We start from the raw sequence: 14,385 nt of genomic DNA, 5'->3' as shown, positions 1-14,385 counted from the left end.
AAAAGTAGGGAAATGGACATGGTGAAGGCCAAATATTTCCTTGCGATTGTGGATTCCGGCACGGTGACTGCTGCTGCGGAACGCCTTGGAATAACTCAGCCGGCGTTAAGCCGGCAGCTTAGGCGCTTTGAGAAAGAACTGGACCTGGAGCTCTTCGTGCGGGCTGGTTCCTCGCTAGCGCTCAGCGATGCAGCACACGCCCTCATCCCGACTTGCCGCCGCCTCCTCGCGGAATCCGCGCGCGCCGGGCAGGCGGTGGAGGCACTTCGGGCGGGCAGTGTCCCGGCGTTGCGTGTGGCGGCTACGCCGACGACGATTTCGACGCTACTTGCCCCTTTTATTGAAGCAGCTGGCTCAACTATCCCTCTGCTCACCACGACCCCGGTCACGCACTATGACGTTTTCGACGCACTGGAAGGCGCCGCCGACGTGGTGATTGCCACCATTCCGCCGGGCAATGACGTGGCCTCCCTGGCGCTGGGCACGATTCCGGTGCGTGCCTGGGTGCCGCCGACGCACCCCTTGGCACTGGAGTGTGCGGGTTCGACCAGCGTGGAGGTTAAACGGTTATTGCAAGAAAAGGTGGCGCTGCCCTCGCGGCGCAGTGTGTCCCGCGGGGTGGTGGATGCCTTTGTGGGTAGGGCTGGCTGTGCGTTGGGCTCGCACGTGGAGTGTGATGACACCGCAACGTTATGCGCCTTGGCGCGTGCTGGGCGAGCCGTAGCGCTCATGACGGAGCTGCAACCAGTGAGGCTAGTGGGCTTTGACGTGGTCGATGGCGGAAAGACTCTGGGTGGGGTGCCGCTGGTTGCAGCCTGGTCTCCGGGGCACTACGCGGGGGAGGAAATTGCGCAGATTGCCCAGCGTTTCCGCAGTTTTATTGAAGGGTCACTTCGCTAAGGCGTGTTTCTTGGCGCTGGGCGCTTCGCACGCCTAGTTTCGCAGTGGACAAAACCGCCCCAGTTGCCAAAGTTCTGGCCAGATCTTGAGTCAGAAGCGATAACTTTGGCAGGTAGGGCAGTTGCGCAGCACTCAGCGGTGAGCCGTGTTACCTTGGGGCTTAGTTTTCCGGGGGGAATGACATGAAACATGGCATTGTGTGCGGCCTATCTAAAGGTGCGCTTGCAACTCGGGTGCGCCGAGGAGAGATTACGCGACTTGCCAAGGGGCTCTATGTCTGGGGCAGGCCCGAGCCAATAGAGCTATTGAAGCAGTTGCAGGAGCACCGGCCATTCCTTAAGGCAACAGGTACAACGGCTGCCCAGGTACTCCTTGGCGAGCCTGTTACTTTTCCACTGAGGCTCGCCAGCGTGGAGAGGATGCCGAAATCAACCTTCTATGTGCATTCGCGGGTGAGCGTCACTAGCTTTGTGACTTTGGCGGGGATCCGTATCCTTAATCCACTTGTCGCCATGAAGTCCGTTAATCCTGAGCTGGGGATTCGCGTCTTCGAATCCATCTATTCTTCGAAGGCGGGGCGTGCTCGCTTGGATAGCCACCGCGAAGCACTCAATGTCACCCCTGTGGCAAGCCAACGCATGCTGGAGCAAGCCGCGCTGTTTACGGATTCTGGCGCGGAGGTCAAGGTGGCCAAGGGATTGAAAAGGCGTGGGCTCAAGGTTGAGTGCAACGTTGTTATCGGCCATTACACCTGGGACATCGTGCTCCCAGAACTCAAAGTTGCGGTAGAAATTAACGGGATGAAATTTCATTCCCAGCAAGAGGCATGGTTGCGGGACCACTGGAAAAACAACGAAGGTGCACTGATTGGGTGGCTAACGCTGCGCTACACAGGTCATTGCGTGGCACATCATCTGGACTATGTCATCGACCAGATAGCCAATGCCAGGAATCCGGACTTTGGGAAGCGCTACTTCAAGTTCATCGGTTTCTGGCATGAGGGCGTGCTTCCTCCTAAACCACAACCATGGGAGTACAGCGAGCACTTGGGGTATCTGCCGCCTGAGCCACCCGACTCCCCAGAACCGCCCGACTTTCCGGAGCCACCGAACTGCCCTAGTTGACGAAGTTAACGCCAGATCTTGAGTCAGAGGTTATAACTTTGGCAAGTAGGGCAGTGGGTGGGGCGCGAGCTTGGCAGTGGGGCTCGAAATCAGGTTAGGCAGCAACCAGCCCCTCAACAATGAGTGCCACAGCCGCGCTGATAGCCACAACGAGGACAATGCGGTTAAGCATCTTGGCGTTGATGAAACGGTTGAGGTAGCTGGCGGCGATGAGGCCCACGATGGCTACCGGCAGGTAGGCCGCGGCCGCGGTGAGCTGCAGGCTGGTGACTTGCCCGCTCAATCCCAAGATTGCCAGTGAGATGGTGCAGCCGATAATGAAGGTGCCCGACAGGGTTCCGCGTATGCGGGCGGGATCATAGCCCTTGAGCACCAGCGCCATGGGCGGACCACCGATGGACGTGGACGTACCCAGGAACCCGGAAGCAGCACCCGCGACTGCAATGTTGGCGGTGGTGCGCTTGGGGGACCAACCGAGGCTGGACAAGGTCATGGCGAAGATGACGGCGCAACCGATGAAAATGGACAGCCCGCGGTGGGAGAGGGAGGCAATCGCCCACGCGCCGAGTAGCGAGCCGGGGATGCGCGCGATGGAGGAGACGGCCACGATGTCCCAGGACACCGCCGAGCGCGACTTGAGCATTGTCGTGGTGGAAATGATAAAAGCCAGTAGGAGGATAAGCGTGGGAACGAGCTCCGGCTTAATCAGCGCCAAGATCGGGGTGGCGATGGTACCCAACCCGAATCCGATGGTTCCCTGGCAGATTGTGCCCACGAGGATGAGCACGCCGATGAAGATGTAGAGCCAGCTGAACATTGCTCTACTATCTCACGGCGAGCCTAAGCGCGGACGGTGACCTTCTCGTTCGCCGCGATTTCCTCCAATCGGTCGGCTGAGCACAGGCCCGCCACGATGACGGCCGAGCCACCCGCAGCCAGTGGCTCTAACACAGCACGTTGGAAGGAGGCGGTGTCGCTCCACCCTGGAGACAGCACGCGCTCAGCGCCCATGTCAGTGGGGAAGAGCTCCGGAAGTGGAGTGGTGGAACCATAGAAGTGATCGCCATAAAAGCGCACCGTGGGGCCGAAGTCGATGGTGCCGAGCGGCAACTCGCCGCCGCTTTCGACAACGCCGCGGCCAAAAGGATCCTGCGTGACTAGCACCGTGTCGACCAGTGGGGCAGAAGCTGAGCCGGCGTTGGCCTCGAGGTAGGCCTCCGGTGAGGTGAAAACCACGGCGATATCGTCGGGAGTAGGCTCTGCAGCAGCCGCACCATCCGTAATGTCAAAGGGGATGCCGGCGGCTAGCGCCCCAAGCGCAATGACGGCAGCCTGCCAGGACACAGGAAGGTCGATGAGGATGCGGGAGTCCGTGTCTGGTTCGAGGTCGAGCTCTTCTAGCAGCATGTTGGCAATCTTGGAGGTCCAGTTCTCCAGCGTTTGCGCCGAGAAGTCCATGCGGGTGCCGTCAGCTTCGTTGTAGACGCTGAGGCGGGGAGCGGAGGCATCGGCGGACAGGAGATGCTGTAGGAGTTCCATGTCCGCCCATCGTAGGTGGCAGGCGCTCAGCCCGCCACGAACGACCGGTGACTAGGCCCTTGAGTCTACTGCGAGTTCACCTCGCAGCAGACTAGTTCACGCAGCGCGGGCCATCGCCGCCAGCGTCGATCTCAGGCGAAACCTCCGCGGTACCGAAGTCATCGCCCGGCGTACCCACTTGCTGGGTGTCACCGCCCTCGCTCGTCTCGGCGGAAGCCTCCTCTTCTTGCGCGGAGTCATCCTTCGGGCCGGAGTAATCATCAGTAGCCACCACGATGAAGGTATCCGGCTCGAGCTCTTCGTTGGCCGTGACCGGCAGTCCGCCGAGCTGCTCAGCCAGGGCCAGGGCGCGCTCATCGTTAGCATCCGCGGCCACAATCTGGGACTCGGTATACAGGCCCGACTGCGCATTGGCCGTGCGCTCCACGGTGTAGCCCACGTTCTTCAGCCACGCGCCGATTCCGCCGGCCATTCCGTCGACGTTGCCGGCGTTCAGGACGTGCAGGTTGAGGTTTTCAGCCACGGGCTTCTCGCCGTTGTCGCCGCCCTCGTCCGAGGCGGCATCCTCAGACTTTTCTTCTTCCTCGGCTTTTTCTTGGGACTTAGCCAAATCTTCCATGAAGCGGTGGACCTCTGCGGTATCGATGGTCACGACCGATTCGCCATAGTCACCCACGCCGGTAATTGAGGTCACCGGGATCGTCGTAAAGGTCACGTTGCCGCCGGCCAGCCCGGCCAGCTGGGTGACGAAGCCCATGATGTCCCAACCGTCATCGATGACCACGGAGCGCTCCACGGCATCGGCAATCTTGTTGAGTTTGCCAGGGGAGGTCAGCGTGCCCGAGTCCAGTACCTTCGAGGTCAGCGATGCCATGTAGGCCTGCTGGCGCACGATGCGGTCAAGGTCACCGCGCGGGAGATCATAGCGCTGGCGCACGAAGGAGAGGCCCTCGGATCCCTGCAAGGTTTGGCGCCCGGCCGGGAACTTGGCGCCCGACATCGGATCATCGACGGCGTCGTTGAGGCAGACGTCGACGCCCCCGACGGCGTCGGTAAGCAGCACGAAGCCCAGCAATCCCACCTCTGCGTAGTGATCAACGCTGACATCAGTGAGTTGGTGCACCATCGAAATGAGGCCAGAACGGCCGGCCTCCGTGCTTTCCTTCTCAATCTCCTTGTCCGTGTGAGGTGCTTTTTTGCCCGCTGCTTCAGCCTCCGCGTTGTCCTGCTGCAGCTCCTCCATCTTGGCTACCTTGTGTTGCGCAAAGACGGCGTTGATCTTCGTGTTTCCGAAGTCTTCGTCGTGGACATAGGTATCGCGCGGAATGGATACTGCCGTGGCGCGCGAGCCATCGTTGGGAATACGGATCACCATGATGGTGTCCGTGTTTTCTTCACCTTCGTCCACGCCGGCATGCAGGTCTGCCAGCTCCTGTTCGGAAAGCGGATTCCCCTTGGCATCGGTGCGGGAGTCCTTGCCCACGAGCAAGATATCGACCGCGCCATCGAGACTGCTGTCCTTGAAACCACCCTGGTTACCCAGCGCCAGGTTGGAGGCGGAGGAAATATCATTTCCCAGCTTTCCCACGGTGAAGTAGCCCACGCCGGAGAGCACCAGGACGACAGCAGACAGGAACGCGACGACGGCTTTCACCGGCGTCGATCCTCGTTGGGCGGTGGGCGCGGACTGCGAGGGCGCGGCCTGGATATGGCGGGCGGCGCGCGGGGAGTTCGGGGAAGTCACGGGACTAGTTTAGGTGAGCTCGCTGCAAAAACGTGAAGCAGTGTCGCGGGCGCGTGCGCGCACTGGCGTTGGGTACGCTCAAATTTATCGTGAAGAATATACAGAAACCCCTGGCCGTGGTCACCGTGACCTTTTCTCCTGGCCGTTACCTCAGCGATTTCTTGTCCTCGCTGCGCTTGGCGACGTCCCGTCCAACCCTCACCATCCTCGCCGATAACGGCTCGACCGATGGGGTGCCGGAAGCTGCCGCGCGGGAGCACGCGGACGTGGAATTCCTCGATACCGGGGGAAACCTCGGTTATGGCGCCGGAATGAATGCCGGCGCGCGTTTCGCTCGGGCGAAGGGCGTCGATGAAGAGTTCTTTCTCATTGCTAACCCGGACGTGACGTTTAGCGAAGGTTCTCTGGATGAGCTGATCGCGTGTGCGCGCCGCCACCCAGATGCCGCGGCGGTGGGGCCGCGCATCGTGGAGCCGGATGGTAGCAACTATCCCTCTGCTCGCGCGGTGCCGACGTTGCTGACGGGGGTTGGCCATGCGCTCTTTGGCGCAATCTGGCCTTCCAATCCGTGGTCGCGCGCCTACCGCGATGATGCCGACATGGACAGCGAGCGCCCAGCCGGCTGGCTATCCGGCTCCTGCCTGTTGGTGCGCTGGGAGGCTTTTGAGCAGATTGGCGGCTTTGATGAGCGTTACTTCATGTATTTGGAGGACGTGGACTTAGGGGACCGCTTTGTCCGCGCCGGCTGGCGCAATATCTTCTGCCCCACGGCGGTGATTACCCACGCCAAGGGCCATTCGACGCAGGCCCATCGCGGCGCGATGCTGCGTGCCCACCATGACTCCGCCTATCGCTTCCAAGCGGATAGGCACCCGTACTGGTACCAAGCGCCACTGCGCGCGGCTTTGTGGCTGGGGTTGCGGGTGCGCGGGCTGGTTTTAAGCGCGTGCCGCGACGGCTCCTAGGGCTGGGGCGCTTATACACTAACGGTGGCTTATCTGAAAAGAGATTAAGGAACGATATGACTGAATCAGCGCCCCAGTGGGGATCGACGGCCGATGCCGTCATTCTGGTGGGAGGTCGCGGCACCCGTCTGCGCCCGCTGACGATTGGCACGCCGAAGCCGATGTTGCCCACGGCCAACTACCCATTCCTTCAGCACTTGCTTGCTCGTATCAAGGAAGCAGGAATCGAGCACGTGGTGCTTTCTACTTCCTATAAGGCGGAGGTCTTTGAGGAGTACTTCGGGGACGGCTCCGAGTTGGGCTTGGAGATTGAGTACGTGGTGGAGGAGACCGCTCTGGGCACTGGTGGCGGTATCCGCAATGTCTATGACAAGTTGCGCCAGGATACGGTCATGGTGTTCAACGGTGACGTTTTGTCCGGAATGGATCTGAACGGCATCCTCGATACGCATCACTCCAAGGATGCGGATGTGACGATGCACCTGCTCAACGTTGCTGATCCTCGCGCTTTTGGTTGTGTTCCGACGGATTCTGAGGGCCGGGTGACGGCCTTTTTGGAGAAGACTGAGGATCCGCCGACGAACCAGATTAATGCTGGCTGCTACGTGTTCAAGAAGGATGTTATCGAGACCATCCCGGCAGGCCGCGTGGTTTCTGTCGAGCGTGAGACCTTCCCGCAGCTGCTAGAGTCGGGCCGCCTTGTGGTCGGACATGTGGACAACTCCTACTGGCGCGATATGGGCCGTCCGGATGATTTCGTCCGCGGTTCCTCTGATCTGGTGCGCGGTATTGCGCATTCGCCGTTGTTGGTGGGCCGCACGGGTGAGTCCGTGGTGGATGAGTCCGCGGGTATTGCCGGTGGCGTGCTCCTTCTGTCTGGTACGGCGGTGGGCCGCGGTTCCGTCATTGGGGCGGGTTCGCGTTTGGATGGCACGGTGGTCTTTGATGGCGTGACCATTGAGCCGGGTGCCATCATCAATAACTCCATCATCGCCTCGGGTGCGCACATCGGCGCCAACGCGCATATCGATGGCTGCGTTATCGGTGAAGGCGCCACTATTGGCGCGCGCTGCGAACTGCAGGGCGGCATGCGCGTCTTCCCAGGTGTGAGCATTCCGGACGCGGGCGTGCGTTTTAGTTCCGACGCCTAAGTGCTGCCGCGCAGTGGAATAAAGCGATAGGAAAGCGCGGAGAGCAGGGGGTGTCTCTCGGCGCTTTCCTTTTTTGTGTATGAGTAACGGCACCGAAGGCTAAGCGATACACGTGGCCGTGACTCGTGGTTTTCGTGGTGCGAATGAGATCCATGTGTTTTGCCGGACTGGGTGGCGACACGCCGAAGAAACCTTGGAATTGTTCACAGGATAGGGGGAGGGTACTACATGTAGTACCCCCGACGATTACCCCCCGACCAGGAGATCTGTGACTGATGTGAAAGTTGGGGACTCTGTACAGCGTTTTCGCTGGAGCTGCGCAAAAATCTTCCGCGACAGGTTGACGATATTTAGTGATTCGGTGTGAAATGACATCAGTGTAATAAACGGCACGGCGGGCGCGGCACCGAAAAATCTTTTCGGTGTAGGGTCGGTGCCACCGAATTAAGAGAGAAACGACCTCGGAGAAAGGAAGCAGCGTGGACAATACAACGAATAACGGCGCTATTCTCCGTGGCGGTGCTGCTGCAGAGATGTCGCTCGATGAACTCTTTGGTGCCGTCGAGCAGGAGTGGCAAGACCAGGCGCTGTGCGCCCAAACGGATCCGGAAGCATTCTTTCCCGAAAAGGGAGGATCTACCCGCGAGGCTAAGCGTATCTGCCAGGCCTGTGCGGTGCGTGATGAATGCCTCGAGTATGCCCTGGAGCATGATGAGCGCTTCGGAATCTGGGGTGGACTGTCAGACCGTGAGCGTCGCCGCCTCAAGCGTGAAATTGGTTAGAGCGTAGCGCAACCGCGAGCGAACAACCTTACTTCCCCTTTGTTGTTGGGCTTAGAGTTCAACAGTAAGGGGGAATAGTGGTTTTACCAGGTAAAGCGCGGATCAATATCTCCTGGATCGACATTGAGATAGTTTGCCACCAGCGCGGTGAGCACTGTGGACAGTAGTTCTTCGCGCTCCTGGGCAGAATGCACACGCTCCTCCACGGGCATGCGGAAGATGACCAACCGTGCGCGTGTGGGCTGCCCATCGGAATCGACCCCCGCGGGGACAATGCGTCCGAGCGGAACCGGGCCATCGGCGATGATTTCATCCGGCATCACGGTCATATCCACGGATAGGCGCATTCGGGGCACGGTATCGACCGCGAGATCGAGCCCGGTGAGCTGTTCCGCGAAAGCATTGTGGATGGGTGCGTAGGCCTCCAGCACGGCCATGTCGAAGCGCTCAGCGCTGCTGCGATAGCGCGGTGTGTTGTGGGGGAGCAGGGGTCCGCGTGCACCGCGGCCATGGCGGTGGCGGGCCGGGCGAATATGCGGGCGGGGCGTGCTCATGCGGCTTAGTTTAAGCCGCCCGGAACAGGGCTTGCGGCGAGACGCGCCGCGCTGGACTATCTAAATCTCAAGTTAGGGTTTAGACTTGGGCCCGTGAATAGCTCTCGCCATTGCTCCCGCCCCGGCTGCGGCCGTCCCGCCGTGGCGACGTTGACCTATGCCTACGCGCAGCAAACCGCCGTCGTGGGCCCACTGTCTGAAGAAACCGATCCCCACGCCTGGGACCTGTGCGAAAAGCACAGCGCCCGCATCACCGCCCCGCAAGGTTGGGAGATGGTGCGCGTTGACCGCATCGAACTCGATGAGGATGATGACCTCACCGCGCTCGCGGAAGCTGTCCGCGAGGCCGGGCGCGTGACCACGGGCTTGGTGGATGATTCCACTGCTGGTTCCGGTGCCGATCCCATTGACTATTCCGCCACCTTCGACGGCGCCGATCCGCGTAACTCCAACCACCCTGTGTTCCGCACCCGCCGAGTGCACGATGCCCGCCAGCGCCGCCGCGCTCACCTGACTGTGGTGCCGGACGCAGAGTAGCCATTCGGGCGCTTTCTAGCCCGTCGGACGCAGATCACCGCGTCCGACGGGGGTATGCTTGTGGGCTATGCGAACTCGTGAACAGCTCAATGCAGTGATCAAGGCCTATGACGTCCGTGGTGTCGTGGGCGAGGACATCGATGAGAACCTCGTGCGTGATACTGGTGCGGCCTTTGCCGCGATTCTCCGTGGGGAAGGGGAGAGCACCGTGGCGGTGGGCCATGACATGCGTCCTTCCTCCCCGCAGCTGGCCGCTGCTTTCGCGGAGGGCGCTGCTGCGCAGGGCCTCGATGTTATCCATCTCGGTCTGACGTCTACCGATGAGCTGTACTTTGCCGCCGGCCACCTGAACTGCGCGGGCGCTATGTTTACCGCCTCCCACAACCCGGCGAAGTACAACGGCATCAAGCTGTGCCGCGCGGGTGCTGTTCCGGTGGGCCAGGAGACAGGTCTGGAGCAGATCAAGGACATGCTGATCGACGGCATCCCGGCCTTCGACGGCGAGCCGGGCACCGTCACTGAGCGTGAGGTTCTGCCGGACTACGCGGCATTCCTTCGCGGCTTGGTGCCGCTGGAGAACTCCCGCCCACTGGTCGTGGCTGTCGACGCCGCGAACGGCATGGGTGGACACACCGTCCCGGCGGTCTTTGAGGGGCTGCCTTTCGACGTGCGTGACCTCTACTTCGAGCTGGACGGCACCTTCCCCAACCACGAGGCGAACCCGCTAGATCCGAAGAACCTGGTGGACCTGCAGAAGTTCACCGTTGAGCAGAAGGCGGATATCGGCCTGGCTTTTGATGGCGATGCGGATCGCTGCTTCGTGGTGGATGAGAAGGGCCAGCCGGTGCCGCCGTCTGCTATTTGTGCACTGGTGGCGGAGCGCTACTTGGACAAGTTCCCAGGCTCCACGGTCATCCACAACCTGATTACGTCGAAGACGGTTCCGGAGCTCATCGCGGAGAAGGGCGGCAAGGCCGTGCGCACCCGCGTGGGCCACTCCTTCATTAAGGCCCAGATGGCCAAGGAGAAGGCGGTCTTTGGTGGTGAGCACTCCGCTCACTACTACTTCCAGGAATTCTGGAATGCGGACTCCGGCATGCTCGCGGCCATGCACGTGCTGGCAGCCCTGGGTGAGCAGGACAAGCCGCTGAGCGAGCTGATGGCCCAGTATTCGCGCTACGAAGCCTCGGGAGAGATTAACTCCACCGTGGAGGATCAGAAGGCAACGACCCAGCGCGTGCTGGATGAGCTGGCGGACAAGATTGAGTCCGTCGACGAGCTCGATGGCGTGACCGTACAGTTGAAGGGCACCGAGGCCTGGTTCAACGTCCGCGCCTCCAACACCGAGCCGCTGCTGCGCCTCAACGTTGAGGCTAAGACTGAAGACGAGGTGCAGGCCATCGTCGACGAGGTCCTCGGCATCATCCGCGCCTAGCGTGTGAAGGCACGTGCCTTCACACGAAGGCCTCGAGCCTTGAGACGAAAACTGCCCTATCTGACGATTTTCCCCGCGTTCATTGCGGCGGGAGCGATAACTTCGTCAGATAGGGCAGTTTTAATTGGGACGAGCCGGCTTAGTCGCGCGAGTGGTTGACCATCTCTTCCCACTCGACAAACTTCTTGCGCTCGCGGCCCTCGGCCTCGCCCAAAGCGCGCTCGGCGGCGTCGAGTTTCTTCCAGCCCTCCCAGGTCAGGTGCTCCAGGCCCTTGGACTTGAAGAGCTCGACGATGTCCTCGTCACGGGAGTGGGAGAGGTTGCCCGCTTCGGCGTCGGCAAGCAGCATGCCGATGGTCTCCGTGGCATCGGACTTGGTGTTGCCGATAAGCCCCACCGGGCCGCGCTTGATCCAGCCGGTGGTGTACAGGCCCGGCACGACCTCACCGTCGAGGTCAACCACGTGGCCGCCGTCGTTGTTGATGACGTTCTTCTGCTTATTGAAGGGCACGCCCTCGATGGCATCAGAGCGGTAGCCCACAGCGAGGTAGACGGCCTGGACCGGCCACTCGGTGAACTTGCCGGTGCCGGAGACCGAGCCATCGCCGTTGAGGGCGGTGCGCTCAGTCTTCACGGCAGTAACCTTGCCGTTTTTACCGATGAACTCGACCGGCTGCTCGAAGAGGTGGATCTGTAGGGTGTGCGGGGCATCCTTCGGTTCACGGATGGCGTAGCCTTCCAGAGTCTGGCACACCAGGTCGCAGGACTTGGCCTCTTCGCGGGCCTTGAGGGAGGCTTCGTCGTAGTCGATATCCTCCGGGTCCACCACCACGTTGATGGTCGGGGAGTGGTCGAGCTCCTTGAGCTCCAGCGGGGTGAACTTGGCCTGCGCCGGGCCGCGGCGGCCGAAGACGCGGACGGTGATGGCCTGGTTCTTGGCCAGGGACTCATAGACGTTGTCGGGAATCTCGGTGGATTCCTTGAGCTCATCGCCGGTCTTGGCCAGGATGCGGGCGACGTCGAGGCCCACGTTGCCCACGCCGATCACGGCGACGTCGGTAGCGGAGAGATCCCAGGAGCGCTCGAAGCGTGGGTTGCCGTCGTAGAAGCCAACGAATTCGCCGGCGCCGTGGACGCCCTCGAGATCGGAGCCGGGGATCTGCATGCCCAAGTCGCCGACGGCGCCGGTGGCGAAGACGATGGCGTCGTAGTACTCCTCGAGTTCGGAGACGGTGACATCGCGGCCCACGTTGATGTTGGACAGAAGGCGGATCTGTTCGGTGTCGAGCACTCGGTGCAGGGAGTTAACGATTCCCTTAATGCGCGGGTGGTCCGGAGCCACGCCATAGCGGATGAGCCCGAAGGGGGCGGGCATCTGCTCGATGAGATCGATCTGAACGTTGCCGCCGGTTTTCTTCACCAGGATGTCGGAGGCGTAGATGCCGGCTGGGCCGGCGCCGATGACGGCTACTTTCAGGGGCTGCTGGGTCATGATGGCCTTTCGGAATGTTGTAGTAACTAACGAAAGCTTAGGTCTAAACAAGCGTGGGTTTCATTGAACCGGCTTGTCTGCTGTAGGGCAACTGGGCCTAATTACATTCGGAGAACATTGTGGCATAAACCCAGCGTGCTTTGCATATTCGGGAGAAAATAAAAAAGACCGCTTTGTCTGTTATTGCTAGACCGGTAGGTTTTCACTAACCGACGAAAGGCAGCAAATTATGACCACCGCCACACAGCGAAAGTCACGTGCGAAGAAACCGGAAGGCCAGTGGAAGATTGACGGCACCGCGCCGCTGAACTCCGACGAGGAAATCAAGCAGGCCGACGACGCCCTAGCAGTGCGTCAGCGCGTTATCGATATCTACTCCAAGCAAGGATTTTCCTCGATTCCCGCAGAGGACCTTGCCCCACGTTTCAAGTGGTTGGGTCTATATACCCAGCGCAACCAGAACCTAGGCGGGGAGATGACATCCAAGCTCAGCAACGCCGAGCTACAGGATGAATACTTCATGATGCGCGTGCGCTTCGACGGCGGCCGCGCGGATCCCGCCAAGCTGCGGGCGGTGGGAGAGATTTCGCGCGATTATGCGCGCTCCACCGCGGACTTTACGGACCGCCAGAACATCCAGCTGCATTGGATTCAGATTGAAGATGTCCCCGCCATTTGGGAGAAACTGCGCTCTGTGGGGCTGGATACCTTGTTGGGCTGCGGCGACGTGCCCCGCGTCATTCTTGGCTCACCGGTAGCGGGGGTGGCTGCCGACGAAATTATCGACGCCACCCCAGCCATCGAGGAGATTAAGAATGACTACCTCTTGCGCGCGGAGTTCCATAACCTTCCGCGTAAATTCAAGTCCGCCATCTCCGGCAACGTGCGTCAGGACGTGACCCACGAGATCCAGGACGTTGCCTTCGTGGGTACGCAGCATCCGGAGTACGGCCCGGGCTTCGATTGCTTCGTGGGCGGAGGACTGTCCACGAACCCGATGCTCTCGCAATCCCTCGGCGCGTGGATTCCGCTCGAGCGCGTGCCGGAGGTATGGGCCGGTGTGGCGCGCATCTTCCGCGACTATGGCTTCCGTCGCAACCGCAACCGCGCGCGTCTGAAGTTCCTGGTGGCGCAGTGGGGCATTGAGAAATTCCGAAAGGTACTGGAAGAGGAATACCTCGACGCGCCGCTTCTTGACGGCCTCCCGCTTCCCGTCGCCCCCGGCAACCGCGATCACGTGGGCGTGCACCGACAGCAGGACGGCAAGTTCTACGTAGGTGTTAAACCCACCGTCGGGCATGCCACCGGCGAGCAGCTCATTGCCATCGCAGATGTGGCTGAGAAGTTCGGTATCAGCCGCATCCGCACCACGCCAATGAAGGAGCTGCTTTTCCTCGACGTGGAAGAAGAGGACATTCCTGCGCTGTCGCGTGCCTTGGATGAGACGGGCCTATACTCCCAGCCCTCGGAGTTCCGCCGCGGCGTCATCTCCTGCACCGGCCTGGAGTTTTGTAAGCTCGCGCACGTGACCACCAAGGCCCGCGCCATCGAGCTCGTCGACATCCTAGAAGATACTCTCGGTGACCTCGACGTCCCGCTGTCCATTGCGCTCAACGGCTGCCCAAATGCCTGCGCGCGCTCGCAGGTAGCGGATATCGGGCTCAAGGGACAGATTGTGACCGATGCCGATGGAAACCGTGTCGAAGGCTTCCAGGTCCACCTCGGCGGCGCCCTCGGCCTATCCCCGGACTGGGGCCGCAAGTTGCGCGGACACAAGGTGGTGGCGGATGAGGTTCCGGACTATGTCATTCGCTTGGTCAACAAGTACAAGGAGCAGCGCGAAGACGGCGAACAGTTCCGCCACTGGGTCCTGCGCGCGGACGAGGAGGACCTGCAGTGAATTTTCGTCGTCAGCCTAACCCCAACCGCAATCACCCAGCCTTTTGCCCCTACTGCGCCGGAACACACCTATTTCCAGATGAGGAAGATGATTTTGCCTGGAAGTGCGAAGAGTGCCTCCGCATCTTTTCTGTACGCTTCCACGGCCAAGACGATGCCCCCGTAGCGCCCGCGCCGGCGGTCTCCTCCGCGGAGGCGCTGCAGCGCTCTCTCGCTCGCCGCGGCCATTCCACCGCGAAAACTCAGAATTAAGGAAACCCACC

At 61.0% G+C, this 14,385-nt stretch carries 14 protein-coding genes; 9 read left to right on the top strand and 5 right to left on the bottom strand.

Annotated features, from left to right (window positions below; genetic code table 11):
- The first annotated feature begins 18 nt into the window (after window positions 1–18).
- Together ABZS45_RS07285 and ABZS45_RS07280 are read left to right on the top strand one after the other, a co-directional pair.
- Complete coding sequence (locus ABZS45_RS07285; RefSeq protein WP_412099249.1) at window positions 19–900, top strand: LysR family transcriptional regulator; 882 nt, start codon at window positions 19–21, stop codon at window positions 898–900.
- 182 nt (window positions 901–1,082) lie between these two features.
- The gene (locus tag ABZS45_RS07280; protein ID WP_412099248.1) at window positions 1,083–2,024 is read left to right on the top strand and encodes a DUF559 domain-containing protein; all 942 of its coding nucleotides are present in this window, start codon (window positions 1,083–1,085) and stop codon (window positions 2,022–2,024) included.
- Between the two features lie 94 nt (window positions 2,025–2,118).
- Here ABZS45_RS07280 and ABZS45_RS07275 read toward each other — a convergent pair whose 3' ends face one another.
- From ABZS45_RS07275 to ABZS45_RS07265, 3 genes are all read right to left on the bottom strand, one after another.
- Window positions 2,119–2,841: a sulfite exporter TauE/SafE family protein gene (locus ABZS45_RS07275; RefSeq protein ID WP_412099247.1), complete on the bottom strand. Its 723-nt coding sequence runs from the start codon at window positions 2,839–2,841 to the stop codon at window positions 2,119–2,121.
- Between the two features lie 23 nt (window positions 2,842–2,864).
- Complete coding sequence (locus ABZS45_RS07270; RefSeq protein WP_412099245.1) at window positions 2,865–3,563, bottom strand: TIGR03089 family protein; 699 nt, start codon at window positions 3,561–3,563, stop codon at window positions 2,865–2,867.
- Between the two features lie 91 nt (window positions 3,564–3,654).
- Window positions 3,655–5,307: an LCP family protein gene (locus ABZS45_RS07265; RefSeq protein ID WP_412099244.1), complete on the bottom strand. Its 1,653-nt coding sequence runs from the start codon at window positions 5,305–5,307 to the stop codon at window positions 3,655–3,657.
- Window positions 5,308–5,396: 89 nt separating this feature from the next.
- Here ABZS45_RS07265 and ABZS45_RS07260 point away from each other — a divergent pair, with 89 nt between their 5' ends.
- From ABZS45_RS07260 to ABZS45_RS07250, 3 genes are all read left to right on the top strand, one after another.
- Window positions 5,397–6,272 carry a glycosyltransferase family 2 protein gene (locus ABZS45_RS07260; RefSeq protein ID WP_412099243.1) on the top strand — a complete coding sequence of 292 codons (876 nt, stop codon included), beginning with the start codon at window positions 5,397–5,399 and terminating at the stop codon, window positions 6,270–6,272.
- 56 nt (window positions 6,273–6,328) lie between these two features.
- Window positions 6,329–7,423, top strand: coding sequence for a sugar phosphate nucleotidyltransferase (locus ABZS45_RS07255; RefSeq protein ID WP_070446197.1), 1,095 nt, complete (start codon window positions 6,329–6,331; stop codon window positions 7,421–7,423).
- Between the two features lie 533 nt (window positions 7,424–7,956).
- Window positions 7,957–8,205, top strand: coding sequence for a WhiB family transcriptional regulator (locus ABZS45_RS07250; protein WP_005528147.1), 249 nt, complete (start codon window positions 7,957–7,959; stop codon window positions 8,203–8,205).
- An 83-nt stretch (window positions 8,206–8,288) separates the two neighbouring features.
- Here ABZS45_RS07250 and ABZS45_RS07245 read toward each other — a convergent pair whose 3' ends face one another.
- Entirely contained in the window at window positions 8,289–8,759 is a 471-nt protein-coding gene (locus ABZS45_RS07245; RefSeq protein WP_412099242.1) for a metallopeptidase family protein, read from the bottom strand.
- A gap of 93 nt (window positions 8,760–8,852) precedes the next feature.
- Here ABZS45_RS07245 and ABZS45_RS07240 point away from each other — a divergent pair, with 93 nt between their 5' ends.
- A complete protein-coding gene (locus ABZS45_RS07240; RefSeq protein ID WP_012714896.1) occupies window positions 8,853–9,296 on the top strand; it encodes a DUF3499 domain-containing protein in 444 nt (147 codons plus the stop codon).
- A gap of 67 nt (window positions 9,297–9,363) precedes the next feature.
- Window positions 9,364–10,731, top strand: a complete 1,368-nt coding sequence (locus tag ABZS45_RS07235) for a phosphomannomutase/phosphoglucomutase (protein WP_070644141.1) — start codon at window positions 9,364–9,366, stop codon at window positions 10,729–10,731.
- A 139-nt stretch (window positions 10,732–10,870) separates the two neighbouring features.
- Here ABZS45_RS07235 and ABZS45_RS07230 read toward each other — a convergent pair whose 3' ends face one another.
- The gene (locus ABZS45_RS07230; RefSeq protein ID WP_412099241.1) at window positions 10,871–12,223 is read right to left on the bottom strand and encodes an FAD-dependent oxidoreductase; all 1,353 of its coding nucleotides are present in this window, start codon (window positions 12,221–12,223) and stop codon (window positions 10,871–10,873) included.
- A gap of 229 nt (window positions 12,224–12,452) precedes the next feature.
- Here ABZS45_RS07230 and ABZS45_RS07225 point away from each other — a divergent pair, with 229 nt between their 5' ends.
- A complete protein-coding gene (locus ABZS45_RS07225; protein ID WP_412099240.1) occupies window positions 12,453–14,123 on the top strand; it encodes a nitrite/sulfite reductase in 1,671 nt (556 codons plus the stop codon).
- Entirely contained in the window at window positions 14,120–14,374 is a 255-nt protein-coding gene (locus ABZS45_RS07220; RefSeq protein ID WP_412099239.1) for a hypothetical protein, read from the top strand. The genes ABZS45_RS07225 and ABZS45_RS07220 overlap by 4 nt, the downstream gene beginning before the upstream one ends.
- The last annotated feature ends 11 nt before the right edge of the window (window positions 14,375–14,385 follow it).

The sequence above is a fragment of the Corynebacterium aurimucosum genome (assembly GCF_046895345.1).
Taxonomy (GTDB): domain Bacteria; phylum Actinomycetota; class Actinomycetes; order Mycobacteriales; family Mycobacteriaceae; genus Corynebacterium; species Corynebacterium aurimucosum_G.
This window is presented reverse-complemented; position numbering and strand designations above follow the sequence as displayed.